Source organism: Tianweitania populi (genome assembly GCF_014652875.1).
Taxonomy (GTDB): domain Bacteria; phylum Pseudomonadota; class Alphaproteobacteria; order Rhizobiales; family Rhizobiaceae; genus Tianweitania; species Tianweitania populi.
Window position 1 is genome coordinate 429076 of record NZ_BMZQ01000002.1, and the last position, 25023, is coordinate 454098.

General features: G+C 62.0%; 31 protein-coding genes. 16 read left to right on the forward strand and 15 right to left on the reverse strand.

Annotation, left to right across the window (positions count from 1 at the left end; genetic code table 11):
- Positions 1–4: 4 nt before the first annotated feature.
- The 3 genes from IE166_RS11370 to IE166_RS11380 all read right to left on the reverse strand — a co-directional run bounded on the left by IE166_RS11370 (position 5) and on the right by IE166_RS11380 (position 2546).
- On the reverse strand, positions 5–1579 hold the full coding sequence (locus IE166_RS11370) for an MFS transporter (protein ID WP_244641508.1): 1575 nt from the start codon (positions 1577–1579) through the stop codon (positions 5–7).
- Positions 1580–1706: 127 nt separating this feature from the next.
- Positions 1707–2147, reverse strand: coding sequence for a MarR family winged helix-turn-helix transcriptional regulator (locus IE166_RS11375; protein WP_189503918.1), 441 nt, complete (start codon positions 2145–2147; stop codon positions 1707–1709).
- A gap of 96 nt (positions 2148–2243) precedes the next feature.
- On the reverse strand, positions 2244–2546 hold the full coding sequence (locus IE166_RS11380; protein ID WP_189503920.1) for a hypothetical protein: 303 nt from the start codon (positions 2544–2546) through the stop codon (positions 2244–2246).
- Between the two features lie 202 nt (positions 2547–2748).
- Here IE166_RS11380 and IE166_RS11385 point away from each other — a divergent pair, with 202 nt between their 5' ends.
- From IE166_RS11385 to IE166_RS11395, 3 genes are all read left to right on the forward strand, one after another.
- Positions 2749–4452: an MFS transporter gene (locus tag IE166_RS11385; RefSeq protein ID WP_189503922.1), complete on the forward strand. Its 1704-nt coding sequence runs from the start codon at positions 2749–2751 to the stop codon at positions 4450–4452.
- Between the two features lie 157 nt (positions 4453–4609).
- On the forward strand, positions 4610–5713 hold the full coding sequence (locus IE166_RS11390) for a hypothetical protein (protein WP_189503924.1): 1104 nt from the start codon (positions 4610–4612) through the stop codon (positions 5711–5713).
- Between the two features lie 49 nt (positions 5714–5762).
- Positions 5763–6101: a hypothetical protein gene (locus IE166_RS11395; RefSeq protein ID WP_189503926.1), complete on the forward strand. Its 339-nt coding sequence runs from the start codon at positions 5763–5765 to the stop codon at positions 6099–6101.
- Between the two features lie 65 nt (positions 6102–6166).
- Here the strand turns inward: IE166_RS11395 and IE166_RS11400 are convergent, their stop codons facing one another.
- Positions 6167–6679: a YciE/YciF ferroxidase family protein gene (locus IE166_RS11400; RefSeq protein ID WP_189503928.1), complete on the reverse strand. Its 513-nt coding sequence runs from the start codon at positions 6677–6679 to the stop codon at positions 6167–6169.
- A gap of 453 nt (positions 6680–7132) precedes the next feature.
- Here IE166_RS11400 and IE166_RS20815 point away from each other — a divergent pair, with 453 nt between their 5' ends.
- Positions 7133–7264, forward strand: a complete 132-nt coding sequence (locus IE166_RS20815; RefSeq protein ID WP_280514874.1) for a hypothetical protein — start codon at positions 7133–7135, stop codon at positions 7262–7264.
- Positions 7265–7267: 3 nt separating this feature from the next.
- Here the strand turns inward: IE166_RS20815 and cysK are convergent, their stop codons facing one another.
- Positions 7268–8233: a cysteine synthase A gene (gene cysK, locus IE166_RS11405; RefSeq protein ID WP_189503929.1), complete on the reverse strand. Its 966-nt coding sequence runs from the start codon at positions 8231–8233 to the stop codon at positions 7268–7270.
- 152 nt (positions 8234–8385) lie between these two features.
- On the opposite strand from cysK, the gene IE166_RS11410 reads away from it, so the two are divergent.
- Together IE166_RS11410 and IE166_RS11415 are read left to right on the forward strand one after the other, a co-directional pair.
- Positions 8386–9282 (forward strand): ribokinase, encoded by an 897-nt coding sequence (locus IE166_RS11410; protein WP_189503931.1) that lies wholly within the window; start codon positions 8386–8388, stop codon positions 9280–9282.
- Positions 9283–9290: 8 nt separating this feature from the next.
- Complete coding sequence (locus IE166_RS11415) at positions 9291–9869, forward strand: HD domain-containing protein (protein WP_189503933.1); 579 nt, start codon at positions 9291–9293, stop codon at positions 9867–9869.
- Between the two features lie 15 nt (positions 9870–9884).
- Here IE166_RS11415 and IE166_RS11420 read toward each other — a convergent pair whose 3' ends face one another.
- The 3 genes from IE166_RS11420 to IE166_RS11430 are packed head-to-tail and all read right to left on the reverse strand — an operon-like array spanning position 9885 to position 11384.
- Positions 9885–10454 (reverse strand): L,D-transpeptidase family protein, encoded by a 570-nt coding sequence (locus tag IE166_RS11420; protein ID WP_244641509.1) that lies wholly within the window; start codon positions 10452–10454, stop codon positions 9885–9887.
- Positions 10454–10957, reverse strand: coding sequence for a hypothetical protein (locus IE166_RS11425; protein ID WP_189503937.1), 504 nt, complete (start codon positions 10955–10957; stop codon positions 10454–10456). Before IE166_RS11425 ends, IE166_RS11420 begins: the two co-directional genes overlap by 1 nt.
- Positions 10958–10976: 19 nt before the next feature.
- Positions 10977–11384: a winged helix-turn-helix transcriptional regulator gene (locus IE166_RS11430; protein WP_244641449.1), complete on the reverse strand. Its 408-nt coding sequence runs from the start codon at positions 11382–11384 to the stop codon at positions 10977–10979.
- Positions 11385–11455: 71 nt separating this feature from the next.
- On the opposite strand from IE166_RS11430, the gene IE166_RS11435 reads away from it, so the two are divergent.
- Positions 11456–12259 carry an NAD(P)H-binding protein gene (locus IE166_RS11435; protein ID WP_189503939.1) on the forward strand — a complete coding sequence of 268 codons (804 nt, stop codon included), beginning with the start codon at positions 11456–11458 and terminating at the stop codon, positions 12257–12259.
- Between the two features lie 27 nt (positions 12260–12286).
- Here the strand turns inward: IE166_RS11435 and IE166_RS11440 are convergent, their stop codons facing one another.
- Positions 12287–13225 carry a nucleoside hydrolase gene (locus IE166_RS11440; protein WP_189503941.1) on the reverse strand — a complete coding sequence of 313 codons (939 nt, stop codon included), beginning with the start codon at positions 13223–13225 and terminating at the stop codon, positions 12287–12289.
- Positions 13226–13351: 126 nt separating this feature from the next.
- Here IE166_RS11440 and IE166_RS11445 point away from each other — a divergent pair, with 126 nt between their 5' ends.
- Positions 13352–13777 (forward strand): Hsp20 family protein, encoded by a 426-nt coding sequence (locus IE166_RS11445; protein ID WP_189503943.1) that lies wholly within the window; start codon positions 13352–13354, stop codon positions 13775–13777.
- Between the two features lie 81 nt (positions 13778–13858).
- Positions 13859–14116 (forward strand): BQ00720 family protein, encoded by a 258-nt coding sequence (locus tag IE166_RS11450; RefSeq protein WP_189503945.1) that lies wholly within the window; start codon positions 13859–13861, stop codon positions 14114–14116.
- Positions 14117–14183: 67 nt separating this feature from the next.
- On the opposite strand, the gene ptsN is transcribed toward IE166_RS11450, so the two are convergent.
- The 6 genes from ptsN to lptC all read right to left on the reverse strand — a co-directional run bounded on the left by ptsN (position 14184) and on the right by lptC (position 19402).
- Complete coding sequence (gene ptsN, locus IE166_RS11455; RefSeq protein WP_189503946.1) at positions 14184–14648, reverse strand: PTS IIA-like nitrogen regulatory protein PtsN; 465 nt, start codon at positions 14646–14648, stop codon at positions 14184–14186.
- Between the two features lie 70 nt (positions 14649–14718).
- A complete protein-coding gene (gene hpf / locus IE166_RS11460; protein ID WP_189503948.1) occupies positions 14719–15306 on the reverse strand; it encodes a ribosome hibernation-promoting factor, HPF/YfiA family in 588 nt (195 codons plus the stop codon).
- A gap of 274 nt (positions 15307–15580) precedes the next feature.
- Complete coding sequence (gene rpoN, locus IE166_RS11465) at positions 15581–17095, reverse strand: RNA polymerase factor sigma-54 (RefSeq protein WP_189503950.1); 1515 nt, start codon at positions 17093–17095, stop codon at positions 15581–15583.
- A 142-nt stretch (positions 17096–17237) separates the two neighbouring features.
- Positions 17238–18035 carry an LPS export ABC transporter ATP-binding protein gene (gene lptB, locus IE166_RS11470; protein ID WP_189503952.1) on the reverse strand — a complete coding sequence of 266 codons (798 nt, stop codon included), beginning with the start codon at positions 18033–18035 and terminating at the stop codon, positions 17238–17240.
- Between the two features lie 13 nt (positions 18036–18048).
- A complete protein-coding gene (locus IE166_RS11475) occupies positions 18049–18651 on the reverse strand; it encodes an LptA/OstA family protein (RefSeq protein WP_189503954.1) in 603 nt (200 codons plus the stop codon).
- A complete protein-coding gene (lptC, locus tag IE166_RS11480; RefSeq protein WP_189503956.1) occupies positions 18644–19402 on the reverse strand; it encodes an LPS export ABC transporter periplasmic protein LptC in 759 nt (252 codons plus the stop codon). The genes IE166_RS11475 and lptC overlap by 8 nt, the downstream gene beginning before the upstream one ends.
- 329 nt (positions 19403–19731) lie before the next feature.
- Here lptC and sppA point away from each other — a divergent pair, with 329 nt between their 5' ends.
- The 7 genes from sppA (at position 19732) to lspA (ending at position 24993) form a co-directional block, all read left to right on the forward strand.
- Positions 19732–20709 carry a signal peptide peptidase SppA gene (gene sppA / locus IE166_RS11485; protein ID WP_189503958.1) on the forward strand — a complete coding sequence of 326 codons (978 nt, stop codon included), beginning with the start codon at positions 19732–19734 and terminating at the stop codon, positions 20707–20709.
- A 67-nt stretch (positions 20710–20776) separates the two neighbouring features.
- A complete protein-coding gene (locus IE166_RS11490) occupies positions 20777–21061 on the forward strand; it encodes an integration host factor subunit beta (RefSeq protein ID WP_189503960.1) in 285 nt (94 codons plus the stop codon).
- A 57-nt stretch (positions 21062–21118) separates the two neighbouring features.
- Positions 21119–21469, forward strand: coding sequence for a LapA family protein (locus IE166_RS11495; RefSeq protein ID WP_189503963.1), 351 nt, complete (start codon positions 21119–21121; stop codon positions 21467–21469).
- A 22-nt stretch (positions 21470–21491) separates the two neighbouring features.
- Complete coding sequence (gene lhpI, locus IE166_RS11500) at positions 21492–22454, forward strand: bifunctional Delta(1)-pyrroline-2-carboxylate/Delta(1)-piperideine-2-carboxylate reductase (RefSeq protein ID WP_189503965.1); 963 nt, start codon at positions 21492–21494, stop codon at positions 22452–22454.
- A 183-nt stretch (positions 22455–22637) separates the two neighbouring features.
- Positions 22638–23639 (forward strand): class I SAM-dependent methyltransferase, encoded by a 1002-nt coding sequence (locus tag IE166_RS11505; RefSeq protein WP_385966171.1) that lies wholly within the window; start codon positions 22638–22640, stop codon positions 23637–23639.
- Complete coding sequence (locus tag IE166_RS11510) at positions 23636–24502, forward strand: TrmH family RNA methyltransferase (protein WP_189503969.1); 867 nt, start codon at positions 23636–23638, stop codon at positions 24500–24502. Before IE166_RS11505 ends, IE166_RS11510 begins: the two co-directional genes overlap by 4 nt.
- A gap of 2 nt (positions 24503–24504) precedes the next feature.
- Positions 24505–24993 carry a signal peptidase II gene (gene lspA, locus IE166_RS11515; protein ID WP_189505874.1) on the forward strand — a complete coding sequence of 163 codons (489 nt, stop codon included), beginning with the start codon at positions 24505–24507 and terminating at the stop codon, positions 24991–24993.
- Positions 24994–25023: the final 30 nt, after the last annotated feature.

The following is a 25023-nucleotide window of genomic DNA, read 5'->3' on the forward strand; positions in this document are numbered from 1 at the left end:
GGGCTCAGGCGGCAACAGGCTCGGCGGCAGGCGGTGCCATCCGGGCGCGCACGGCGTCATAGGTGATGTGGATCAGAAGGGCGACAAAGGCGAAGGCGGCAAGGCCGGCAATCAGCATGAAGGCGTCGTTGTAAGCGAGAACATTGGCCTCGCGCGTCGCCTGTTGAGACAGAAGCGCGACGCCTTCGGCATTCTGCAGGACCTTGTCGGTGAGCGTGCGGGCATAAACGCCGCCGAGCTGCGTGATGCGCTGCACGACAAGCGGATCGGTCAAGGCGAGATGCTCCACCAGAATGCTGGAATGGTATTTTTCGCGGATGGTGATGAAGGTGCCGAACAGCGCCGAGCCCAACAAACCGCCCAGGCTCTGGGTGGTCAGAAACACCACGATAAAGCTCAGGATGTAATTCGGCCCCTTTGAAAGGGCCGCAACAAAGCCGCGCGCCATGGCGGGCGGCAGAAACAGCGCACCGGCAAAGGCGATCAGCCCCTGGCTGAGATACATCTGCTCCGGCCGCGTCAGGCTGGTGGACTGCGTATCCATCAAGCTGCCGACGATCACGATCGCCAAAGCAAAGAGATGCGTGGCCTTCTCGTTGCTGTAGCGCATGGCAAAGATGCAGGTGATGCCGCCGAGGATCGTGCCGATCATGATCACCGTGAAGAGGCCGATCATCTGGTCGTTGGTGAGGCCGAGCACCTGAAACAGGCCGGGCGCGCCGCTGGTTTGTTCCGAAAGGACGATGCGGAAGATCAGCAGCACGGCCGCGAAATGCAGAATCGGCGGGCTGACGATCCAGCGGATGTCGATGAAGTGGTTGTTCCGGTTCAGCTCGATCGCCACCATTACCGTGATGCAGGCAAAGCCGAAGGCAAGCAGCGCGCCGATCCACGGGGCTTCGAACCACCAGTAGAAACGACCGAGCACCAGCACCACGGCAACCGAGCCGAAGCCCATGGCAAGAAAGGCGTAGCTGATCAGGTCGGTCTTGCGGATCACCTTGGCGCGCGGCATCGGCTGGCTGAGCGGCAGGAGGTAAACGAGGCAAAGCGCAACGAAGGCCAGCGCGACTTCGAGCGTGGTCAGGCTGTGGAAGCCCTGGATGTCGAGCAGGCCGGGCGAAATCACACGCGCCAGCGGTGCGGCCAGCGAAATGTTGGTGAGCGCGATCGGCAAACCGATCTGCATCTTCTTGGCCGGGGGAAAGGGCTCCAGCATGTAAAGGAAGCCGAGGCTGGAAATCGGCGAGGCCGCAATGCCGCTCATGAAGCGCACCACCATCGCGGACGACAGGTCGCTGATGAACAGGTTCAGAAAGCAGGCGACCACGAAGCCGAGGATGCTGATTTCGGCGAAGTTGCGCAGACCGTACTGGTTGCGGATCTTGATCAGCGCCACGGCCAGCGAGACGTTGGGCGCCATGTAAGCGGCCACCATCCAGGTCGCCTCGTTGGTGGTCGCGCCGATCGAGCCCTGCAGCTGCGGGATGTTGGCGTTGATGAGGTTCATGCCCAGCCCTTGCGTCAGGGCAAGGATCAGCGAGGCCAGCATATAGGAGGCCGCGCGTGCCGGGTGCATCAGCACGAAGGGCGGGGGTGCAGGTGCTGCAGGCAGCGCTGCCACTTCCGGTTCGATCGGCAGCGGAGCGGCATCGGCTAGCGCCGGCCGCTCGGCTTGGGACGTGCTGGACATAGGCTGCTCCCGCTTAAACCAGAGCGCCGATCTTGCCCGAAACCTGCTGGAGAACGCGGGTGGCTGCCGCAAGATCGGACTTGCCGATGCCGCCCAGAACCTGGCGACGCAGTTCGGCGATATAGCTCAGCAGGTTGTCCGCTTGTTCCCGGGCCAGATCCGTCAAATGGATCGCCTTGGCGCGGCGGTCGCCTTCCACGGCACAACGCAGAACAAGGCCGGTCTTTTCCAGCGCATCGATCAGCGACACGACCGAAGGCTGCTCGACTTCCAGCGCTTCGGCGAGCTGCGACTGGGTCATGCCATCCGTTTTTGCCAGAAGCAGAAGAATGCGCGCGCGAGCCAGCGTCAGTCCCTGCTCCTTGACACGGGCATCGAACAATGTGCGCATCTTGCGGCTCACTTTGGTGAGCTCGTCCATAAAGGCGGTTTGTTCGACCAGAGCGTCCATCATGCGCATTCCATAGAAGGTATATGGTAAGGCATCTAAGTATGTTGGGGACGATCATCTGGCAAGAGGCAAATTCAGCTTTTTGCGTTCGTCAGGTCGCTACTTCCGAGCGCGCTTCCACAGGCTCATCAAGCCAAGAACAATGGCCAGCAGGATGGCGTTGACGGGAACGCCGAGCAGGATGCGCGGCAGGAGATCCGGCGCATCCCGATGGAACGCGGTGGGAATGAGGACGGCGATAAACAGGGCGCCCAGCACCAGGGGCGCTGCGCGGCCCGCTCGGGTTGCCGTCGCATGTGCCGTGTTGGCCGAGGTGATCGCCAGAAACAGGATCATGCCGATGCGAAACAGGTCGGTGAACTGTTCCACCACGATTGCGCCCATCGAAGCCTGCATGTCCATCGGTGTTCCTCCCCTAAAGCGCTGAACGCCTTTCCTTCTGCTTAGAGCGGGCGGGCGCTTTCAGTCCAATTAGACTAAAGTCATAAGCCGAAAGACTTGATGGCCGCTTTTGGAAAGCCGCGTCATAGTCCCATCCTGCGGATCAGCTGGCGCCGGGGGAGAGCCGTGCCAGCAAACCACGTCCGTTCAATGGGAGGTTTTGATGGCAATGGCACAGGCAGCCGGGGCGCCAAGCCGCGGCATGACGCGCGAAGAACGCAAGGTGATCTTCGCTTCTTCGCTCGGCACGGTCTTCGAGTGGTACGACTTCTATCTCTACGGTTCGCTTGCAGCCTTTATCGGCGCGACCTTCTTCAGCCAGTATCCGGAAGCGACCCGCAACATCTTTGCGCTGCTGGCCTTTGCCGCCGGCTTCATCGTGCGTCCGTTCGGCGCGCTGGTGTTTGGCCGCATCGGCGATCTCGTCGGCCGTAAATACACCTTCCTCGTCACAATTCTGATCATGGGCCTGTCGACCTTCATCGTCGGCCTTCTGCCCGGTTCCGCCACCATCGGCATTGCCGCGCCGATCATCCTGATCATCCTGCGCATGCTGCAGGGCTTGGCGCTCGGCGGCGAATATGGCGGTGCGGCGACCTATGTGGCCGAACATGCGCCCGACAACCGGCGCGGTTTCTACACATCGTGGATCCAGACCACCGCAACGCTCGGCCTGTTCCTGTCCTTGATCATCATCCTGGTCGTGCAGGGTTCGATGGCCAAGGAAGATTTCGCGGCCTGGGGCTGGCGCATTCCCTTCCTTCTGTCCGTCGTGCTGCTCGGCATTTCGGTGTGGATCCGCATGACACTGTCGGAATCCCCGACGTTCAAGCGCATGAAGGAAGAGGGCAAGACCTCCAAGGCACCGCTGACGGAAGCGTTCGGCCAGTGGAAGAACGCGCGGATCGCCCTGATCGCCTTGTTCGGCCTCACCGCCGGTCAGGCCGTGGTGTGGTATTCCGGCCAGTTCTATTCGCTGTTCTTCCTGCAAAACGTGCTCAAGGTCGATGCGCGTTCGGTCAACATCATGATCGCCGTCGCTCTGGCACTGGGCAGCATCTTCTTCGTCGTGTTCGGCTGGCTGTCCGACAAGATCGGTCGCAAGCCGATCATCATGGCGGGTCTGGCGCTTGCCGTGTTGACCTACTTCCCGCTGTTCAAGGCACTGACCTGGGCAGCCAACCCGGCACTGGCACAGGCGCAGGCCGATGTGCGCGCAACCGTGACCGCCGCCCCCGGCGATTGCACCTTCCAGTTCAACCCGGTCGGTACCGCCAAGTTCACCAAGTCCTGCGACATCGCCACCGGCTTCCTTGCCCGCAACTCGGTGCCCTATGACATCGTGACCACGGCACCCGCAGGCACGCCCGCAACGGTCGCTGTGGGCGGCGCAACCGTGACTTCCTATGATGCCACGGCAGCAGGTGCGGACGCGGCAGCGCAGGGCACGGCCTTCAACAATGCCGTGCATGCAGCCCTGCATGATGCCGGCTATCCGCTGGTGAAGAACGAAACCACCGGCGCTTACGCGATGGTGGCCGATCCAGCGGCCGTGAACTGGCCGATGACGATCGGCATCCTGTTCATCCTCATGATCTACGTCACGATGGTGTACGGGCCGATCGCCGCGATCCTGGTGGAAATGTTCCCGACCCGCATCCGCTACACCGGCATGTCCCTGCCCTACCATATCGGCAATGGCTGGTTCGGCGGGTTGCTGCCGGCAACGGTGTTCGCGATGAGCGCGGCCAAAGGCGACATCTATTTCGGCCTTTGGTACCCAATTGCCTTTGCCGCGATGTCGCTGGTGATCGGCCTGCTGTTCGTAAAGGATACGCTCGGCACCAACCTGCACGCCAAGGACTGAGCGAGCATTCCACAAGTCAACAAGGCCCGGCGGGAGCGATCTCGCCGGGCTTTTTCTTTGCCCGGGCTCTCACATGCATTTTGCAGACACATGGCCGTTGCCCTGGATGAGATCACTGTGCTCTGTTTCATCTCAATCGAAGGATTGAGCCAGCGAGATGAGTGACACGGTTATTCAGTCTAAGGAAAAACCCGCAATCCGGCGCGACACAACTCTTGCTGCAGGGCTGGTTCTGCTGGTGGTCGCAATCGGCTCGCATATTCCGGTTCCGGGGCTCGACCTTGCCGTGATCAGCGAACAGATCGACGGCCAGACAAGCGGCGTCATGGCACGCTTGTCGATCATGGCGCTGGGCATCCTGCCGCTCTACACGGTGCTGGTGCATGCAGAACTGGTGCGCGTCCTTATTCCGCCGCTGGCGCGATGGCAGGCCGCATCGCCTCGCAATGCGGGACGGCTCGACCTCATCATCATTATCCTGGCTCTCTTGCTGAGTGTTCTGCAGGCTTGGGGCATCCTTGTCGCTCTGGAACAGTCGCAACTTGTCAGACACGACAGCGCCGCCTTTGTCGCAGTGGGCATTGCAAGCTTCGTTGCAAGCACCGCCGTGCTGATCTGGCTCGCCAAGATGGTCCAATTGCCCGGTTTGGGCAGTTCGTTCTGGCTTGTGCTGGTCCTGCCCTATCTGGCGGGCTTGCCGGAAGAGATCGCGCTCTGGTTCGAAATGGCGGGGATGGGCGGCGTACCGGCAAGCGAGTTCCTGATGATCGCCGCCTATGTCCTGCTTGGCATTGCCGGGGTCGTCTTTGCGCGGTCCTCTCTGCTGAGGGCTGCAAAGGAGCATAGGGTGGAAACGTCAACAGCTTCCGCCATGCTGATCTGGCCAGTGTTCCTGGCGAGTATGGCGGCTGGCTATCTGATCATCCCGATTGCCTTGATCAGCGAGGACCCGGAAGGGCTGCTCGCGCGTATCCCTTACGCCGTGCCCGTTCTTACCACAGTGCTCATCCCGCTGTTTGTTTATGCCTATGCTCGATCGACCTTCCTCAAGCGCCTCGACGAGACGCAGAAGCAGGCTTTGTCGCCCGTCTTATTTGCCGTGGCCGGCGTGCAGATCGCGATCTTCGTGGCAGGGCATCTTCTTTGGTCTACCCTCATGCTGAAATTCAGCTTGGCGGGAAGCATGCTGATCGTGGCGACGCTCGTGATGCTGTCCTTGATGCGCACAGACGATCCGCGCGGTCAGTCCGCAACAGCTTGACGCCAGAGCACCCGGCGAGGCACAGCAGCCTCTCTTGGGGGAAACGATCATGAGCCTGTTCGGCGCCGTTCAGCTGGGTGTCTCGACGCTGATCTTCATGCTGGCGGCGAGTGCGGCGAAGGCATGGACGCTTGCGCCAAGCCTACCGCGCTTGATCCTGGTGCTGGCGCTGTATTCGGCGGGCAACCTGATCATGCTCCGCCTCATTCGCGAGTTCGGCCTTGGCGTGGCGATCAGCCTGTCAGCCGTGGTTCAGCTCGTTGCGGTGAATGTTGTGGCCTTCACCTGGTTCGGTGAGCGCGTCAGCACCGTGCAGGGGCTGGGCATTGTGCTGGCGGTGGCGGCGGTGGCGCTGATTACGCTTGGACCGAGTTTGCAGGGTCGCTGAGCCACAAAAAAGGCCCGCCGCATGAGCGACGAGCCTTTTGATACAAACAGACTGTTTGGCGAAGCTTATTCGGCTGCGGCCAGCGAGTTGACGCCGCCAGCTTCCGCGATCTGCGTCAGCTTCTTGTCGGTGGCTTCTTCCTCGTCGAGGTTCTGCTGGAGAACGGCAGCGCAATCCGAACGGCCGAGCTGCTTGGCCCAGGCCACCAGCGTGCCGTAACGGGTCATCTCGTAGTGCTCGACGGCTTGTGCGGCAGCAATCAGGGCCGCATCCAGCACCTGCTTGTCGTCGATGTCGCCGGTGATCTCATCGGTTTCTTCGATGATGCCGTCGATGGCCGGGCAGCGAACCTGCTTGGCCTGCACGCCATGCATCTCGAACACCTGCTCGAGGCGGCTGATGTGGGTCTTGGTTTCACCGAGATGCGTCTCGAAGCCCTGACGGAGCTGCATGTCCGTAGCCTTCTCGATCATCTTAGGCAAAGCCTTCACGATCTGGTTTTCAGCGTAATAGATGTCGCGCAGCGTGTGAACGAAGAGGTCGTCCATGGTGCTGATGTCTTTGGAAAAGAAACCCATTGTTTTCACCTTCCTGAGGTTCGGCGGCGGACAAGCCGCAAGGGCATTATCTCCGGCCGCTCGATCGATCTGGTTGCTTGGCCAGCGGGCTGTCTGCCGCGCCGGCCGCTCATCCGGCTTCACACGTGCCGGCTGCCCCACAAACGTACGGCACGAAGCGCTGTTCCGTTAATTTTTCCTAAGATGTGGATGCGTGAGCGGGTTCGCCGGAGAAGCTGAGATCCGCTGGGCGCATTTTGCGTGACATAGCTGCAACGCAACGCTGTTTGTGCGTACTAGCCACGAAAAGAGGGCCAAAATACCCCGATTTCGCCATGATCTAAGATGATTTAGCGCCTGCCTTAACGGCGCGTTCACCGAGGATTCACCGGTCGCTGCTAGGGTTCGATTATGCGTTGCGTAGCTTTGAGTTGAGTACAGGCGGGAGCAACCGCCTTTTCCGGAACCCGAACAATGAACATCCTGAGCCTTCTGACCCGCACCATCCGCAGCTTGCGCGAATTCGTCGTCCCGACCTACCGGCCGGAGCGTCATTATATGCGGGGTCCCGGTCCGGCCTGCGCCCGGCGCTCGAGCTTCCAGTAAGCTCTATTCCAGCCCCTCGAAGAGCGCGGTCGACAGATAGCGCTCGGCGAAAGACGGGATGATGATCGCGATCGTCTTGCCGGCATTTTCCGCCCGCTTGCCGACGATCGCAGCGGCCGACAAAGCCGCACCCGATGAGATGCCGACGGGAATTCCTTCCAGCCGCGCGATAAGGCGTGCGGCCGTAAACGCATCCTCGTTGGACACCTGCACGACCTCGTCATAAACGGCTCGATCAAGGATGGCCGGCGCAAAGCCGGCGCCGATGCCCTGGATCTTGTGCGGACCGGGTGCGCCGCCCGACAGGATCGGCGAAGCCGCCGGCTCCACAGCCACCATCCGCACACCAGGCTTGCGCGCCTTCAGCACCTGGCCGACGCCGGTGATCGTGCCGCCCGTGCCGATGCCCGACACGACGATATCGACCTCGCCCTTCGTGTCGTTCCAGATTTCCTCGGCCGTCGTGCGGCGGTGGATTTCCGGGTTGGCCGTGTTTTCGAACTGCTGCGGCATCACCGCGTCGGGCATGGATGCAAGCAGCTCTTCGGCCTTGGCGATGGCGCCCTTCATTCCCTGGGCGGCTTCGGTCAGCACCAGTTGCGCACCGAGCAGAACCAGCATCTTGCGCCGCTCGGTGGACATGGATTCCGGCATGGTGAGGATGAGGCGATAACCCTTGGCGGCAGCCGCGAAGGCCAGCGCGATGCCGGTATTGCCGGAGGTCGGCTCGATCAGCGTGGTGCGCGAAGGATGAATCCGGCCTTCCGCTTCCAGCGCTTCCAGCATGGCCACGCCGATGCGGTCCTTCACGGAAGCGAGCGGGTTGAAGAATTCGAGCTTGGCCAGCAATGTCGCTTCCACGCCGCGTTCACGCGCAAACTTGTCGATCCGCACCAGCGGCGTGTCGCCGATGGTTTCCGTGATCGAGCCGTAAACACGGCCGCGGCCGGGCTGCTTCTGCGCTGTCATGAGCGATCTCCTTTTTGTCGGCTGACATATAGGCGCGACGGCTGCGCTTCGCACGATGCGGGCATGCTCAAAAGCTGCCATGCGGCAACAAGCCTTTTCGCGCGCGGCCTTTTCGGTTAGCTGCACAGGACTGGTTTTTAGGAGAGTGCAGCGTGATCATTGTCATCGGTTCCATCAATCTCGACCTGATCACGGCCGTGGACCGCCTGCCGCAGCCCGGCGAAACGGTGGCGGGCAGCAGCTTTCGCACCGCACCCGGCGGCAAGGGCGCCAATCAGGCGCTGGCAGCAAGCCGCGCCGGCGCACCGGTGCGCATGATCGGCGCTGTGGGCGGCGATGCCTTTGCCGGCGAGGCATTGGCGTTGCTGAAGACCTCGACGGCCGATCTTACCGGCGTGCGCACGGTCGATGAGGCGACGGGCACGGCGATGATCCTGGTGGATGCGAAGGGCGAAAACATCATCGCGGTGTCCCCCGGCGCCAATGGCACTGTTTCGCCCGGGGATGTGGCCCAGGCCGATCCTGGACCTGAGGATCTCGTGCTGCTGCAGCATGAAGTTCCGCTCGAAACGGTGCAAGCGGCGCTCGATGCCGCAGAACAGGCTGGCGCGGCAACGCTCCTCAACACCGCCCCTTTCCGTGCCGATGCCGCCCCTCTTCTTGGCCGCGCGAGCATCGTGGTGGCCAATGAAACGGAATTCGACCTTTATGCCGAAGTGCTCGACCTCGACGGCGCCGATCGCGCCGCGCGCATGAAGGCTTTTGTGGCGCGCACCGGCCGCATCCTGATCGTCACGCTTGGCGGCGACGGTGCGCTGGCGGTGGCGCCGGCTCTGGAAATTCGCGTGCCGGCGCTGTCGATCAAGCCGGTTGACACAGTGGGCGCGGGCGACACGTTCTGCGGCGCACTGGCGGCAGGGCTGCATGCCGGTCTCACCATGGAAGACGCCTTGAAGCGCGCGGCAGTGGCCGGGGCATTGGCCTGCCTGAAGCCTGGCGCCCAGCCGTCCATTCCGACGCAGACCGAGATAGACGCAGCGTTGCAGTAGGGAAGCAGATGACGCCGGAAGACTCGCTTGCCACGCTGGGCCTTTCGCCAGCGATCACCGACGAGTGGATCGCACAGCTGTCCGAGCCCCAACGGCATTATCATACGCTCGAGCATATCGTGGCCATGCTTCGCAACATGCCGGACAGCGCGACGACATCACGCGAGCTGATCGCGGCGACCTGGCTGCATGACATCGTGTATGACCCGACCGCCGTGGACAACGAGGAGCAATCGGCGGATCAGGCTGCCTGCGACCTCGCCGGAAGCGATGTGGCGATCGAGGTGGTGCGGCGGCTGATCATTGGCACCAAGCGGCACGAGCCTTCGGAGCACCCGCTGGACGCTTTGATGAGCGATCTCGATCTGCTGATCCTCAGCGAAACGCCAGAGGCGTACCAAACCTATGCCGCGCAGATTCGCCGTGAATACGCACATGTGCCTGAAGAGGCTTACCGAGCCGGTCGTGCGCAGGTGCTGCGGCAGTTTTTGCAAACGCCGATCTACCAGACCGAACGATTTGCCGGGCGTGAAGATCAGGCGCGGGAGAACCTGGCTTGGGAAATCGCGCAGCTTCAAGGCCGTTGACCCTAGTGCCCTAACCTACAAGGACTGGCTGCCCGGAAAAATCTCGATCGGCGTGCCGGTGGGCACCAGGGACCAGATTTCCTCCATCTCCGTATTGGTGACGGCGATGCAGCCGTCGGTCCAGTCGGTGAGATGGTGCAGCGGGCCGAGCAGGCCCAAGCCGTTGGGCAGGCCGTGGATCATGATATTGCCGCCCGGAATGACATTTGCCCGCTGTGCGGCATCGGTGTCGGCGGCGTTGGGGTAGGAGATGTGCAGGCTGAGATGGGCAAAGGACTTCGGGTTGCGCCAGTCGATGAGGTAGCGCCCTTCCGGTGTGCGCTCGTCACCTTCCTGTTGCTTGTGGCCGGCATCCCAGTTGGCGCCCATGGAAATGCGGTAGGTCCGCAGGACCTTGCCGTCGCGCAGCAGCTGCATCCGCTTGTCTGCCTTGGACACGGTAATGAGATCGGCTTGTGACGCGGCATCGGCGGATGGCGGCGGCGTTCCCGATCCGACGCGCGCCATGACCTTTGTGTAGCCGAACCCGCCAGTGGCCAATAAGGCGACCAAAGCCAGGAGCCCGAGAGCAGGCTTTAGCCGCATCATGGCCGGATCTCGTTCCGGTTTGCGATAATGGATTCAGGATCGCAATAAAGCTTGGTGACCTCGGTATCCTTCTTGTCATTGGTGAAGGCGTCGAGGCTGGAATAAACCCGCACCTCCCCATCCCGGATACCATCCGGCTGTCGTTCGTCCTCCGTGATCGTGAAGGAATAAACATAGTCGCCGCGCTTGAAGCCGACCGCCATGGTGAGGTCGGTCGGATGATCGACCTCGGTGTCCTTGGTCGAAAAGTAGTAGCCATCGGCTTCGAAATAGAGCTCGGCCGGCTTCGTGCCGGTGACATAGGTGTAATAGCCCTGCTTCTTGCCGGGATGCGCATCCGTATTCGGAATCAGGCAGAACTCCGCGCGCGCGTCGCGCTGGGGGATGGTGCAGGAAAACAAAATCTGCCACGGCGGGATGCAGTTGGCTGCGGCGGGAGACGACGCGAGCGTCACCGGACTGGCTGCCATGAGCAGCATTGTGACTGCCGATACTTTCATCGTGAGATCCCTCCAGCTGCTATTTCTGACCTGACCGTGCATCGAAGGATGCGCGCGAGGCCTCGATGTGCGCTTTAGTTTGGCGGCTCCATTCCACCAGCGCGGCGACCTGAGCGGCGAAGGATCGGCCGATCGGGGACAATTCATAGGTGACGCTCGGCGGGATGCTGGGCTCGACGTGGCGGAGCACATGGCCGTCGCGCTCGAGGCGGCGCAGTGTCAGGGTCATCATGCGCTGCGAGATGCCCTGGAGCGCTCGTTCAAGCTCGCGGTAGCGGCGCGGGCCGGCAGACAATTCGGCAAGCGTCATCACCGTCCATTGCTCGCCAAGCCGATCGAGGATCATGCGCAAGCCGCAATCCTCATGATCGGCCGATCCGCAAGGCGCGAGGTCAGGAATGCGAACATCCGTGTGCGTGTCGAACAAAACAGTGCCTTCCTATGCGGTGCGCCGAACACCCTTAGTTTAGCTGCGAAGCATACGAAAAAGGAAGTTCCATGATCTTGATTACCGGCGCCTCCGGGCAGCTCGCCTCGATGGTGGCAGAGCGGGCGCGTCAGAACGGACTCGCTGTTGTTACGGCCAGCCGTTCGCCTGATGCCGATCGGCAGATAGACTTCGACCAGCCGGACACGCTGGATTTCAGCGGCGTGGATACCTTGTTGCTTATATCCGCCGGCTATGCCGAAGACGATGTGGTCATGCGCCGCCATGGCGCTGTGCTCGCGGCGGCTGCAAGGCAAGGCGTGAAACACGTCATCTATACCAGCCTGAGCAAAGCCAGCGATCATCTCGGCTTCGCATTGGCGCATCGCTGGACCGAGCGGCAGATCATGGCGAGCGGCATGGACTGGACCATTCTGCGCAATGGTCTTTATGCCGAGCTGATCGGTGCGCTTGCGGCACCCCGCGACGGTCGCATTACGACGCCGTTTGGCGAGGGCGGCATTTCGGCTGTGGCGCGCAGCGATCTGGCGGAGGCCGCGGTTGCCGTCTTGAGCGATCCGGCAGCCCATGCCGGCAAGAGCTTTGAACTGTCCGGCACGAAGGCGTTTTGCCTGCCTGAACTCGCCGCGCGCCTTGGTTGCCCCTATGAACCAACCAGCCTGGAGGCGGAACGGGTGCGGCTGGCCACCCTACCGCTCCCGCCCTTCCAGGCGCCCATGCTCCTGTCGATCTGCTCGGCGGCGGCTGCAGGCTTTCTTCAAACCGACGCCAGCGATCTGGAGACGCTGGTTCCACAGCCGCAGGATGCCTTCGCTGTGGCGTGTGCGGCGGCAGACAGTGCCCGTCAGACGTAGCGGTGCACACGCAACCAGAGTCGGGGCCTACAGCCTCCCCAACCGCTCTACGAGCAACTTGTAGAAGCCATCGGGGTCGATCTCACGCATGACGGTGGCGTTCTTCTTGCGGTCTGTGACGCCCCACCAATCAACCACGGTCATGCCGTAGGTCAGTTCCGATCGCGTTTCGATCTCGACATTGCAGTGGCGTCCGGAAAACAGCTCGGACTGGATGAGATAGGCGATGACGCAGGGGTCGTGCAATGGGCCGCCGCGGCTGCCATATTTGTCGACATCGAAGCGCTCGTAGAATTCGAGCATGGTGGCCGTGGCTTCGCCAACCTTGGTGCCGAGTGCGCGGATCGCGGCGATGCGCTCGGGTGAGCTCAGCGCCTTATGGGTGACATCGAGCGGCATCATGGTGATGGGAATGCCGGACGCGAACACAACTTCGGCGGCGTGGGCGTCGATATAAATGTTGAACTCGGCTGTCGGCGTGATGTTGCCGCCCTCGAAGAAGCCGCCGCCCATCATCACGATCTCCTTGATGCGCGGGGCGATCTCGGGCTTGCGGGCCAGCGCCATCGCGACATCGGTGAGCGCGCCGAGCGTGCACAGCGTGACCGTGCCGGGCTCTTCGCGCATCAGCGTGTCGACGATGAAGTCGACGCCGTGCTTTTCCTGCAAGGGCATGGTGGGCTCAGGCAAAGCCGGGCCGTTGAGGCCGGTTTCGCCATGCACGTGTTCGGCGGTCACGAGCGTGCGCACCAGCGGACGCACCGCGCCGGCATAGACCGGGATATCAGGGCGGCCAGCCAGTTCGCAGATCTTGCGGGTGTTCTTTTCGGTCAGCGCCAGCGGCACATTGCCGGCCAGCGCTACCATGCCGAGGATCTCGAGCTCCGGGCTGCCCAATGCGAGCAGGATCGCCACTGCGTCGTCCTGGCCGGGATCCGTGTCGATGATGATTTTACGCGGCGCCATGGATGCTCCCCTGCCCTGTTCTCGGCCATGTTCTTGAATCATAAAACGCGGCGGACCATATCAGGGGCATCGGGAGAAATGCCATCCGGGTTTCTCCTTTAATCGTCGCTCTCCAGGAGGACACCGATGTCGCGCATGACGCCGTTTTCGAGCCCGTTGCTGCTCGGCTTCGACGCGATGGAAAAGACGCTGGAACGTATCGCCAAGAATGGCGACGGCTATCCGCCCTATAACATCGAACGTCTCGGCGGCTCAGATGGCTGCCTGGAGCGCTTGCGGATCACGCTGGCGGTGGCCGGTTTCGCCGAAAGCGACCTCGATATCTCGATCGAGGAAAACCAGCTGACCGTCCGAGGCAAGCAGGTCGACGAGGGTGATCGGGAGTTCCTGCATCGAGGTATCGCCGCCCGCCAGTTCCAGCGCATGTTCGTGCTGGCCGATGGGATGCGGGTGACCGGTGCAGCACTCAAGAACGGATTGCTCGCCATCGACCTTGACCGCCCTGAACCGGAGCGGCTTGTACGCAAGATTAACATTGCGGTGACAGAGTGAAGCACCGGACCCGGTGTTCTGGAACCGATAGCTCGTTGACGGGTTGGTTTGACCACAACGGCCCGCAGACAGGAGGCTGATATGACTGAAGTTGAAAACAAGATCTCCTTGACCGAAACGCAGTTCGCCCATCTCGGCGAAGGCGTCGTGGCCTATATGCGCGAAATCGACAGCGATGATTTGAAGACGAAGTTTCCGGGCTTGCCGGAAATAGACTCCGGTCTGCGCCTTTGGGCACTGTTTGCGGCCAACGGCCAGCCGATCATGCTGACGGACGAGAAGTCGAGCGCACTGGCCAGCGCTATGCAGCACGACCTGACGCCGGTCAGCATCCACTAAGCGGGTTATCCTGTTCAAACAAAAGGCGGCCACTCAGCCGCCTTTTTCGTGTCTGATGAAGTTTTGATCAGGCCGCGTTGGAGGTCGGCGACTGCGCCAGGAAGGTGTGGATCGCAGCCGCATCCTTGGTGCCGCGGATCTTGCGCACGGTCTCACCTTCGCGCAGCACGCGGGCAATTCGCGACAGGGCCTTCAGGTGATCGGCGCCGGCGCCTTCGGGTGCCAGCAGCAGGAAGACGAGATCGACCGGTTGGTCGTCAAGCGCCTCGAATTCGACAGGCTGCTCCAGGCGCGCAAACACGCCGGTGATGCGCTCGACGCCTGCTAGCTTGCCGTGGGGGATCGCAATGCCGTTGCCGACACCGGTGGATCCCAGGCGCTCACGCTGCAGAATCGTTTCGAAGATCGCGCGTTCCGGCAGTCCCGTTACCGATGCGGCCTTTTCCGCCAGAAGCTGTAGCAGCTGCTTCTTGGAATTGGCCTTCAAGGCCGGCAGCACTGCCGAAACCTCGATCAGATCGCTCAAGTCCATTCAAACGCGGTCCTTCAATTGAACCGGCACGCAGGCTTTGCGCTCACGTGCCGGCCTCTGATACTTCCGATCAGCGCTTGGCTGCCGAGCCCGTGTCGACCCAGCCAATATTGCCGTCCGGACGACGATACACGACATTGACCTGGCTGTTGCCGGCGTTGCGGAACACCACAACAGGGCTGTCGGTGAAGTCAAGCGCAACCGTCGCATCCGCCACCGACATGGTGCGCAGCGAAACAGTCGATTCCGCCACGATCGCCGGTGCATAGTCTTCCGCGATTTCCTCGTCGTGCTCGTCCGAGAAACCTTCCATCACCGTGTAGGAGATGGCTTCGGCCGGAAGGATATCCGCGCCATTCTGCGGGCTGCGCGACTTCAGCTTACGGTTATAACGGCGCAGACGCTTCTCGATGCGATCAGCTGCAGCTTCGAAAGCCGGGATCGCATCCTGCGCCTGGCCGCTCGCCTGCAAGTCGGCACCGCTGTCGAGATGGATCATGCAATCGGCGTTGAAGCGCGATCCTGCCTTTTCCACCACGACGTGGCCGGAAAAGCCGCCGTCGAAATACTTCTCGATCGCTTCGCCGATACGGGTTTCGATGCGGCCGCGCAGGGCCTCGCCGATGTCCATATTCTTGCCGGAAATGCGCAAACTCATGTGAAGCAGACCTTTCTTCCCGATTTCACTCACGTATGCGAAACGCTTCGCCACCGTGTCCACAGGAGCCGCCGGCCGCTTCTTCGCCGGGTAGGCCTAGTTCACGCTCGGGCTCAACCGATCCCGAGGCATGAAACAGCCCAAAGGCACCCGCCTCATGCGGGGCGGCTTCTAGTGACTCACCGTTTCATTGTCAATCAAGGCACAGGGAATGCCAAGGTTCCATGTTGCAGCGCAGCAGGTGCTCACAGTATTTTCAATTCAGCTGATATGCCTATTCTGCCGCTGAACGGCTCTGCGCGCGCTTCTCGCGCCGCCGTTGCACGGAGGACGGGATGTTCATGCCTTCACGGTATTTTGCGACCGTGCGGCGGGCGATATCGACGCCGGTCTTGCGCAGAAGTTCGACGATCGAATCGTCCGAAAGAACCTCGGATGCCGTTTCTTCCTCGATCAACTGGCGGATGCGGTCGCGCACGGCTTCTGACGAATGGGCGTCTCCGCCCTCCGCCGATTGAAGCGCGGCGGTGAAGAAAAAACGCAGTTCGAACACGCCGCGCGGCGTCAGCATGTATTTGTTAGAGGTGACGCGGCTCACCGTCGACTCATGCATGCCGATGGCGTCGGCCACATTACGCAGGTTAAGCGGTTTGAGGTGGCGGATGCCGTTGATCAGAAAGGCGTCCTGCTGGCGCACGATCTCGGTGGAAACCTTCAGGATCGTTTTCGCCCGCTGGTCGAGGCTGCGGGTCAGCCAGTTGGCGCTTTGCAGGCATTCGGTGAGAAAGGTGCGGTCAGCCGGCGAGCGCGCATGGCGGGACACTTCCGCATAGTAGGACTGATCGACCAGGACGCGCGGGAGGACATCCGGGTTGAGCTCGATGGCCCAGCTGCCGTCGCTGGCAGGCTTTACCAGGACATCCGGCACGACGATTTCCGATGTGCCGCCGGAGAAAGCGAGGCCCGGACGCGGATCAAGTGCGCGAATCTCGGCCATCATGTCCAGAAGATCGGCATCATCTACGCCACAGAGCCGGCGCAGCGTTTCGAAATCGCGGCGGGCGAGAAGATCGAGGTGGGCGATCAGCGCCTGCATGGCGGGATCGAAGCGGTTCTTGGTACGCAGCTGCAGCGCCAGGCACTCGCGCAGGTCTCTAGCGAAGATACCCGCGGGCTCGAAGGTCTGGCAGATCTTGAGAACTGCTTCCAGGCGACGCGGCGTGACGCCGAGGCTTTCGGCGAGTTCGCCGAGCGGCAGGCCGAGATAGCCATTCTCGTCCAGCGTATCGGCGAGTTCATGGGCAAGAGCGGTATCGGTGGCGGACTTGAAGGCGAATGCGATCTGACCGGCCACATGGTCACGCAGCGTGGTGCCTGTTGCGGCCATGCCGTCGAGATCAACGCCCTCTCCTGAGCCGCCGCTCGCGGTGCCTGACGCTGACTTCCATTGCGCGGATAATGTCGGATCGACATGTTCGACGCGGCCGGGATCGTCGGGAAAGACGTTTTCCAGCGAGGTGTCGAGCTGGTCGGCGATTGTCTCCGCCGACCAGGTGGCTGGATCGTCGCTCGCCGGCGGAGGCGGGACGTCGGCTTCGTAGGGCTCTGGCCTGCTGCCCCCCTCCTCGCTTGGCGCGCGTTCAAGCAGCGGATTGCGCTCGATTTCATCATCGATGAAGCGATCGAGCTCGATATGGGTCAACTGCAGCAGCCGGATCGACTGCATCAGCTGCGGCGTCATCACAAGCGATTGCGACTGACGGAGCTGAAGCCTGGCAGCCAAACCCATCCGCGCATTTCCTCCAGCTCAGCGCGTGCTCAAAGACACGCGGTGAACTGAACTGGCCCAGCTCTTGCTTGTCAAGCCAACCGGCCGAAATTGTATCGTGCGACTTGGACGACGTCGCACGATCAAGCGGCGAGGTTGGAGGCTAGAGCGTAAAACTCTCGCCGAGATAAAGGCGGCGCACATCGGCGTTGGCGACGATGTCTTGCGGATGGCCGTGCGTCAGCACTTCGCCGGCATGGATGATGTAGGCACGATCAATGAGACCAAGCGTTTCGCGGACATTGTGATCGGTGATGAGCACGCCGATGCCACGCGCGGTGAGATGGCGCACGAGCTGCTGGATGTCGGCGACCGCAATCGGATCGATGCCGGCAAAGGGCTCGTCAAGCAGCATGAAGTTCGGCCGCGTCGCCAAGGCACGCGCAATTTCCAGGCGCCGGCGTTCACCACCCGACAGCGCGATGGACGGCGCCTTGCGCAGATGGGTGATGTGGAATTCTTCCAACAGCGCATCGAGATCGTATTCGCGCTGCTTGCGGCTCGGCTCTATCATTTCGAGCACGGCGCGGATGTTGCTCTCGACATTGAGGCCACGGAAAATCGAGGCTTCCTGCGGCAGATAACCAATGCCGAGACGCGCGCGACGATACATCGGCATGGCCGTGACATCGAAGCCATCGATCTCGATCGTGCCGCGATCCACCGGAACGAGACCGGTGACCATGTAGAAACAGGTCGTTTTGCCGGCGCCGTTGGGTCCGAGCAGGCCCACGGCCTCGCCAGCGCGCACGCCGATCGACACGCCGTTGACGACGGTGCGGCCCTTGTAGCTCTTGGTAAGCCCGCGCGCGATCAGGGTGCCCTTGAGGGCATCCCGTTCAACCGGCGCGGAAGAGGAAGCTGGCCGGCCGCTGGTGGCCGAACCCTGTCTGGAAGCCATCGACAATCAGCGCCTAGCGGTTTTGCGAGCCGGGCTGCAGCAGCATCTTGACGCGACCGCCGCTTTGGCTACCGCCGCAACCGTCCAGCTGCGCCTGGCCGGTCTTCATCTGCACATTGAGCTTGCAGCCGACGATGACGTTCTCGCCTTCGGTCAGAACCACTTCCTTGCCGGTCAGGGTCAGAACTTCCGACTTCATGTCGAAGGTAGCGCGATCGCCGGTGGCGACCTGGCTTTCCGACTTCACGTAAACCTTGCCGTCGACTTCGATGCGCTCGATGTCGGCCGAACCCGGCGTCGCGCCTGCGGCGGGCTTCGCTTCGGCCGGCTTTTCTTCTTTCTTGCCGTCGCGCGCCATGGCCTGGCCGACGTAATAAACCGTCATCTTGCCGGCCTTCATCAGGGTCTGGCCCTGCACGACGCTGACATTGCCGGTGAAGATTGCCTGACGATCATTGTCCCGGACCTCCAGCTTGTCGCTTTCGATCTGGATGGGCTGATCATTGGACAGGTTGAGGCTGGTCATACGGCTTTGCGACTCTTGCGCAAAACCGGTTCCGGCCGCTGCCACGAGGGCCAGCGCCGCGATCGAGAAACGAACAAGCAGGCTATTCATTTGGTTGGGTCCCCGCACTTCCTGCTCTTTCCGCATTCAATCGCCCCGGGTCAAGATTCATCTGCACACGATTGTCGAAGACGATCACTTTCCCGTTCTCGGCAATCGACATTTTGCCCGCATCGATCGACGCGCCCTTGATGCGCAGCGCGACCGGCTGTTCGGTCACGAGCGTGCCCTTGCCCATGTCGATATTGGCCGACTGGAAAGTAGCAGACTTGCCGTCATCGGTCGACAGCGTCATGGGATCGTTGAGCTTGATCGTGTTGCTGATGCGATCATAGGTTGCCTTGCGCGCATCGATCTTGGCCAACGTGCCATCCGTCATCGGCACGGTGGCATCGATATCCTCGAGCTCGATCACATTGGTGTTGGTTGCATCTTGCACGGCGCGTGCGGCGGTCATGGCATAGGGCAGATTGTCGGTGGTGTAGCCTTCGAGCTTGGGTGCCGCCATCACCAGCTTGCCGTCGCGGATCGCCGTGCTCGACAGGTCGAAGCCGATCGCCACCGGCGAGGAAAAGAAGGAATAGGCCGCAAAAGCTCCGGCCAGCACGAGGGCGGCCAGCGGCAGCGCAATCTTCAAAAGGCGCACACGGTTGGAATGGCGGGCAGCACTGGCGAACTGCGCATCAACACGCTCAGTCGGATGCAGGCTAGCCGTCGGATGCTGGCTTGCCGCCGTCTGCATGTTGGAAGCCGCCATGTTCTGGGGCGCCTGGGTCTGATCAACCATGGCGGTATTGCTCATGCCCCACGGATCCTTGCCTTGGCCGCGTGTCTCACCTCCGATCGAGGCGCGGGCACGCGAATGAAAACGCTGAGATAGTATCGCCCGGTCGAAACCGCCAGGCATCCGTGGCAGGATGCAGAAGTCGGACCCGACCGATCACTCAAGATCACGCAATATATCAATATGTATTACGTGAAAACTAAGGCATCTCCGTTGCAGAAGAAAGGCCTAGTAACTTTCCTACCGATGCAGCCGTCAGGCCGTTGGCAATCGGTCAGCCAAAGCGTTTCCAATAGGCCGATCTTGCTTTAGAGAAGCGAAAACAATCCGCACGTGCCGAGGGATCCATGGCCAGCCGAGCCGACGACCTGATCGACCGCCGCAGGCTGCGGCGCAAGCTGAGCTTCTGGCGCATCGCGACGATCCTGATCCTGGCTGGCGTGGTCATCGCCGGCGCGCGGTTCCTGTCGGCCGACGGTGAGTTCACGAGCGGGCCGATCAGCCACATCGCCAAGGTGAAGATCGAAGGCACGATTACCGAAGACGACGAGTTGCTCGAGCGGCTGGACGACATTCGCAAGGCCGATGCTGTCAAAGGCGTGATCCTCAACATCGATTCTCCCGGCGGCACCACCGCCGGCGGCGAGGCGATCTACGAGGAAATTCGTCGGCTGGCGGAGAAGAAGCCTGTTGTGGCGCAGGTCGGCACGCTGGCGGCTTCCGCCGGCTACATGATCGCCAGCGCATCCGACCATATCGTGGCGCGGCAATCTTCCATTGTCGGGTCGATCGGTGTGCTCGTGCAGTTTCCGGATGTGACCGGGCTGATGGACAAGCTCGGCATCAAGCTGGAAGAGGTGAAGTCCTCGCCGCTAAAGGCAGAGCCGAGCCCGTTCAACCCGACCACCGACGAAGAGCGCGCCATGATGCGGCGCATGATCCTGGACAGCTATGACTGGTTCGTGGATCTCGTAACCGAACGTCGCGGCATGCCGCGTGACGAGGTGCTGCGGCTGGCGGACGGCTCGATCTTCACCGGCCGGCAGGCGCTGACGAACAAGCTGATCGACGAGCTCGGCGGCGAGCGCGAGGCCGTTGCCTGGCTCGGCACCAAGGGCGTCGACGCGGATTTGCGCGTCGTGGAATGGAAGAAGAAGGAAGAGGACGGCTGGTTCTCGCTTTTCAGTTCACGCGCGGGTTTGACCGGTCGCGAAAGCCTGAGCGAAACGGTGCGTGTGCTGCTTGGCGAAGTCGGCGGCGAGCACCTCTTTCTTGACGGTCTGCTTTCGCTCTGGCACCCTGCTGACACGTCGCCAGCCCGCTGAAACCTTGCTCAGCCAGCTCCTCATCCCCTTATACTTCCTGACACTTTAGCTGCAGAGTTCCGTTCCGATGATTAAGTCCGAGCTCGTTCAGATCATTGCCAACAAGAACCCGCATCTGTTCCTGCGCGATGTGGAAAACATCGTCAGCGCGATCTTCGATGAGATCACCGATGCGCTTGCTTCCGGCAACCGCGTCGAGCTGCGCGGCTTCGGCGCCTTTTCGGTGAAGAACCGGCCCGCGCGCACCGGCCGCAATCCGCGCACGGGCGAGTCTGTCGAGGTCGAGGAAAAGTGGATCCCCTTCTTCAAGACCGGCAAGGAATTGCGCGAACGCTTGAATGTTGAGAAGTGACGGCTAGGTTTTTGACCCTAAGCCACCGCACCTTTTAAACCGCAGGGACCAAACCGCATGCTGAACCGCTTCTTCCTGGTCGTGATCGTGGTGCCGATTGCGGTGGTGCTGATTGCGCTCGCGGTGGCCAATCGGGCGTTGGTGCCCTTCACCATGGATCCGTTCAACCCCGGCAATCCCGCACTGACGATCCAGATGCCGTTCTTCATCTACCTATTCCTGATGCTGATCATCGGCGCGCTGATCGGCAGCTTCGCGACCTGGCTGGCGCAGCATCGCTATCGCAAGCTGGCGCGCCAGCGCGGGCTCGAAGTCGACAATCTGCGCGTCGTGGCCAACCGTGCTAATGAAGTGCCGGCCGCGCCGGTATCGGGGCCCGCGACAGGCACAGCTCTCGCCCGCACTTAAATTACCATTCAGGAATTCAGACATGCTCATCATCGGACCCGAAGCGGTTGACCGCGCGCTGTCTTATGAGGGTTTGATCGAGGTTCTGCGCACCGCCTTCCATGACGGCGCCGTGCAACCGGTTCGCCATCACCATACGGTGGAGCGCCCGGACGGTGCCGACGCCACGCTGCTTCTGATGCCGGCGTGGAGCGACCTGAAGGCGGCCGGCACCTCTGAGAACGGTCATATCGGCATCAAGATCGTGACGGTTTCGCCTGACAACAACGCGATCAACAAGCCGGCCGTGATGGGCAACTATCTGCTGCTCGATGCGGCAACCGGCGAACCGCAGGCGCTGATTGACGGACAGAAGATCACGGTGTGGCGAACGGCCTGTGCGTCGGCCTTAGCGGCGAGCTATCTCGCACGTGAGGATGCGAAGACGCATCTGATCGTGGGTGCCGGTGCCTTGTCCGTGCATCTTGCAAAAGCGCATCGCGCAGTACGGCCGCTGGAACGTGTCCTCGTCTGGAACCGCACCGCAGCCAATGCGGCGAAGGTCGTCGAACAGTTGCAGGCGGATGGGTTTGAGGCTGAGGTCGCAGAGGATCTCGATGCGGCGCAGGCGCAGGCCGACGTGATTTCCTGCGCGACCTTGTCCACCATTCCACTGGTGAAGGGCGCTTTGCTGAAGCCCGGCACGCATGTCGATCTGGTCGGCGCCTTCACGCCTGCGATGCGCGAAAGCGATGACGAGGCGATTGTCCGAGCGCGTGTTTATGTCGACACGAAAGCCGGCGCGACGAAGGAAGCAGGCGATATCGTGCAGGCGCTGCAATCCGGTGCGCTGAGCGAAGATGCCATTGTCGGCGACCTGTTCGACCTGACGCGGGGCGCAACGCAAGGCCGGCAAAGTGCGGACGAAATCACGCTGTTCAAGTCGGTGGGTGCGGCGCTCGAAGACCTTGCAGCGGCGATCGCTGTTTATCGCTCGCAGGCTTGAGCCCGCTCTTCCTGCCGCAACTGTGACGTAGGGGAGCGTTGCGACACCCCGTGCGCTATGTCACAAGCGGGCGACTGCTGGAGTTCGATCGACGTGAAGCCCCCGCGCGGCAAGAACCGCGACCCCAAGAAAGCGGCTCGTTTCGCCACCGGCGGCCCTGCTCGCGACACACACTCGAACCCGCTGATCGGCGGCGTCAATCCGACGCGCGAGCCGCGTTTGGCGCCGAGCGATCCACGGCCGACGCCGCCGGAACAATCGGCACCCCTGCCGAAGCCAACCGGTCCCCTGCCCGCCGAAACTCTGCCGCTGATCCTGGAAGTCGCGCCGAGCAAAGATTACGCGCTGATAGACAGCGGCGACGGCGAAAAGCTGGAGCAATACGGCCCTTATCGCATCGTGCGGCCGGAAGGTCAGGCGATCTGGAGCCGCGCGCTATCCGAACGCGAGTGGACGGATGTCGACGCGATCTTCACCGGCGACACGGACGAGGAAGGTCTGGGACGCTGGCGTTTTCCTGGAGATCCGCTCGGCGAAACCTGGCCGATGGCGCATGACGGCATTCCCTACCTCGGGCGCTTCACCTCTTTTCGCCATGTCGGCGTGTTTCCCGAACAGGGACCGCATTGGTCGCATATGGAAAGGCTGATCCGCGAGGCCAAGCGGCCCGTGAAGGTGCTCAACCTATTCGGCTACACCGGCCTCGCCTCGCTGGTGGCCGCGCGTGCGGGTGCGGAAGTCACCCATGTCGATGCCTCCAAGAAAGCGATCGGCTGGGCGCGCGAGAATCAGGAGATGGCTGGTTTGTCGGACAAGCCGATCCGCTGGATCTGCGAGGATGCGATGAAGTTTGCTGAACGTGAAGAGCGTCGCGGCAGCCGCTATGACATCGTGCTGTTCGATCCGCCGGCCTATGGGCGCGGGCCAAAGGGCGAGGTGTGGCAGCTGTTCGAGGACCTGCCTCGGCTGACCGCACTCTGTCGAGCGATCCTGACGCCACAGCCGCTCACCGTCGTGCTCACAGCCTATTCGATCCGGGCGTCCTTCTTCGCGATCCATGCGCTGATGCGCGATGCTTTCGCCGGCATGGGCGGGCGCGTGGAATCCGGCGAGTTGATCATCCGCGAACAATCGGCTGGCCGCGCGCTGTCGACCTCGCTATTTTCACGCTGGGTGGCGCAATGAGTGGTTACGCGGGAGTGCCACGGACGGGCGCGCCGGGCCAGGTGAAGGAAGTCACCAGCCTCGCCAATCCCGTCATCAAGGACATCAAGTCGCTGGCGCTGAAGAAATTCCGGGACCAGCAGAACGCGTTCCTGGCGGAGGGGCTGAAGCTCGTCATCGACGCGCTCGATCTTGGCTGGACCATCAAAACGCTGGTCTTCGCCAAGTCTGCTCTGGGCAATCCGCTGGTCGAGAAGGTGGCGGCGCGCTCGGTGGCGGCTGGCGCGCTGGTGCTGGAAGTCAGCGAAAAGGTGCTGACGTCGGTGACCCGCAAGGACAATCCGCAGACCGTGCTCGGCGTGTTCGAGCAGAAGCTCACCGCTTTGCGCGACGTTCGCCTGTCCGGCTCCGATGTCTGGGTGGCGCTCGACCGCATTCGCGACCCCGGCAATCTCGGTACGGTGATCCGCACGGCTGATGCTGTCGGTGCCAAGGGTGTGCTGCTGGTCGGAGACTGCGTGGATCCATTCGCGCTGGAAACCGTGCGCGCCACGATGGGCTCGATCTTTGCCGTGCCGCTGGTGAAAGCCACGCCGGACGCCTTTCTCGCTTGGCGCAAGGAGTTCAAGGGCCTCGTTGCCGGCACGCATCTGAAGGGTGCCGTGGATTATCGCAGCGTCAGATTTGCCGACAAACCGGTCGTTCTTCTAATGGGCAATGAAAGTCAGGGCTTGCCGGAGCCGCTCGCCGAGCGCTGCGATGTGCTGTTGCGCATTCCCCAGGCCGGGCGCGCCGACTCGCTGAATCTGGCGGTTGCCACCGGCATCATGCTTTACGAAGTGCGCCGTTCCGCGCTCATTCTCGACGGAGTGCCCGCCGCGTGAACCTGCGTTCCTTCCTGATCTACTGCCTGATCGCCGCTTTCGCCGTTCTGTTCGACCAAGTGGTCAAGGAATGGGTCGAGATCGATATGGTGATGTACCAGCAGATCGACCTCCTGCCCTTCTTCGCGCTGTTTCGCACTCATAATACCGGCATCGCCTTTTCCATGTTCTCGACGCTCGGCGCACCGGCATTGGTGGCGCTGACGCTGGGCGTGGTGGCGCTGGTGCTGTATCTCTCCTGGCGCACGGCACCACATCAGGTCGCCGCACGTCTCGGCTTTGCGCTTATCATCGGCGGGGCGATCGGCAATCTGATCGACCGCGTCACGCTCGGCTATGTCATCGATTATTTCCTGTTCCACACGCCGGCCTGGTCGTTCGCCGTGTTCAACCTGGCCGACGCCTTCATTACGGTGGGCGCTGGTTTGGTGGTCTTGCAAGAAGTGCTGGACTGGCGGCGCGATCGTGGTGCCGCAAAAAACGGCTCCTGAACAGGGCGGCTGAAAGGTCGCAGGCAGCAA

Bases quoted from the DNA above. Each gene is read 5' to 3' on its own strand.
- IE166_RS11370 (WP_244641508.1), bottom strand. From the start codon at position 1,579: ATGCACCCGGCACGCGCGGCCTCCTATATGCTGGCCTCGCTGATCCTT.
- IE166_RS11375 (WP_189503918.1), bottom strand. From the start codon at position 2,147: ATGATGGACGCTCTGGTCGAACAAACCGCCTTTATGGACGAGCTCACC.
- IE166_RS11380 (WP_189503920.1), bottom strand. From the start codon at position 2,546: ATGGACATGCAGGCTTCGATGGGCGCAATCGTGGTGGAACAGTTCACC.
- IE166_RS11385 (WP_189503922.1), top strand. From the start codon at position 2,749: ATGGCAATGGCACAGGCAGCCGGGGCGCCAAGCCGCGGCATGACGCGC.
- IE166_RS11390 (WP_189503924.1), top strand. From the start codon at position 4,610: ATGAGTGACACGGTTATTCAGTCTAAGGAAAAACCCGCAATCCGGCGC.
- IE166_RS11395 (WP_189503926.1), top strand. From the start codon at position 5,763: ATGAGCCTGTTCGGCGCCGTTCAGCTGGGTGTCTCGACGCTGATCTTC.
- IE166_RS11400 (WP_189503928.1), bottom strand. From the start codon at position 6,679: ATGGGTTTCTTTTCCAAAGACATCAGCACCATGGACGACCTCTTCGTT.
- IE166_RS20815 (WP_280514874.1), top strand. From the start codon at position 7,133: ATGAACATCCTGAGCCTTCTGACCCGCACCATCCGCAGCTTGCGCGAA.
- cysK (WP_189503929.1), bottom strand. From the start codon at position 8,233: ATGACAGCGCAGAAGCAGCCCGGCCGCGGCCGTGTTTACGGCTCGATC.
- IE166_RS11415 (WP_189503933.1), top strand. From the start codon at position 9,291: ATGACGCCGGAAGACTCGCTTGCCACGCTGGGCCTTTCGCCAGCGATC.
- IE166_RS11420 (WP_244641509.1), bottom strand. From the start codon at position 10,454: ATGCGGCTAAAGCCTGCTCTCGGGCTCCTGGCTTTGGTCGCCTTATTG.
- IE166_RS11425 (WP_189503937.1), bottom strand. From the start codon at position 10,957: ATGAAAGTATCGGCAGTCACAATGCTGCTCATGGCAGCCAGTCCGGTG.
- IE166_RS11435 (WP_189503939.1), top strand. From the start codon at position 11,456: ATGATCTTGATTACCGGCGCCTCCGGGCAGCTCGCCTCGATGGTGGCA.
- IE166_RS11440 (WP_189503941.1), bottom strand. From the start codon at position 13,225: ATGGCGCCGCGTAAAATCATCATCGACACGGATCCCGGCCAGGACGAC.
- IE166_RS11445 (WP_189503943.1), top strand. From the start codon at position 13,352: ATGTCGCGCATGACGCCGTTTTCGAGCCCGTTGCTGCTCGGCTTCGAC.
- IE166_RS11450 (WP_189503945.1), top strand. From the start codon at position 13,859: ATGACTGAAGTTGAAAACAAGATCTCCTTGACCGAAACGCAGTTCGCC.
- ptsN (WP_189503946.1), bottom strand. From the start codon at position 14,648: ATGGACTTGAGCGATCTGATCGAGGTTTCGGCAGTGCTGCCGGCCTTG.
- hpf (WP_189503948.1), bottom strand. From the start codon at position 15,306: ATGAGTTTGCGCATTTCCGGCAAGAATATGGACATCGGCGAGGCCCTG.
- rpoN (WP_189503950.1), bottom strand. From the start codon at position 17,095: ATGGGTTTGGCTGCCAGGCTTCAGCTCCGTCAGTCGCAATCGCTTGTG.
- lptB (WP_189503952.1), bottom strand. From the start codon at position 18,035: ATGGCTTCCAGACAGGGTTCGGCCACCAGCGGCCGGCCAGCTTCCTCT.
- IE166_RS11475 (WP_189503954.1), bottom strand. From the start codon at position 18,651: ATGAATAGCCTGCTTGTTCGTTTCTCGATCGCGGCGCTGGCCCTCGTG.
- lptC (WP_189503956.1), bottom strand. From the start codon at position 19,402: ATGAGCAATACCGCCATGGTTGATCAGACCCAGGCGCCCCAGAACATG.
- sppA (WP_189503958.1), top strand. From the start codon at position 19,732: ATGGCCAGCCGAGCCGACGACCTGATCGACCGCCGCAGGCTGCGGCGC.
- IE166_RS11490 (WP_189503960.1), top strand. From the start codon at position 20,777: ATGATTAAGTCCGAGCTCGTTCAGATCATTGCCAACAAGAACCCGCAT.
- IE166_RS11495 (WP_189503963.1), top strand. From the start codon at position 21,119: ATGCTGAACCGCTTCTTCCTGGTCGTGATCGTGGTGCCGATTGCGGTG.
- lhpI (WP_189503965.1), top strand. From the start codon at position 21,492: ATGCTCATCATCGGACCCGAAGCGGTTGACCGCGCGCTGTCTTATGAG.
- IE166_RS11510 (WP_189503969.1), top strand. From the start codon at position 23,636: ATGAGTGGTTACGCGGGAGTGCCACGGACGGGCGCGCCGGGCCAGGTG.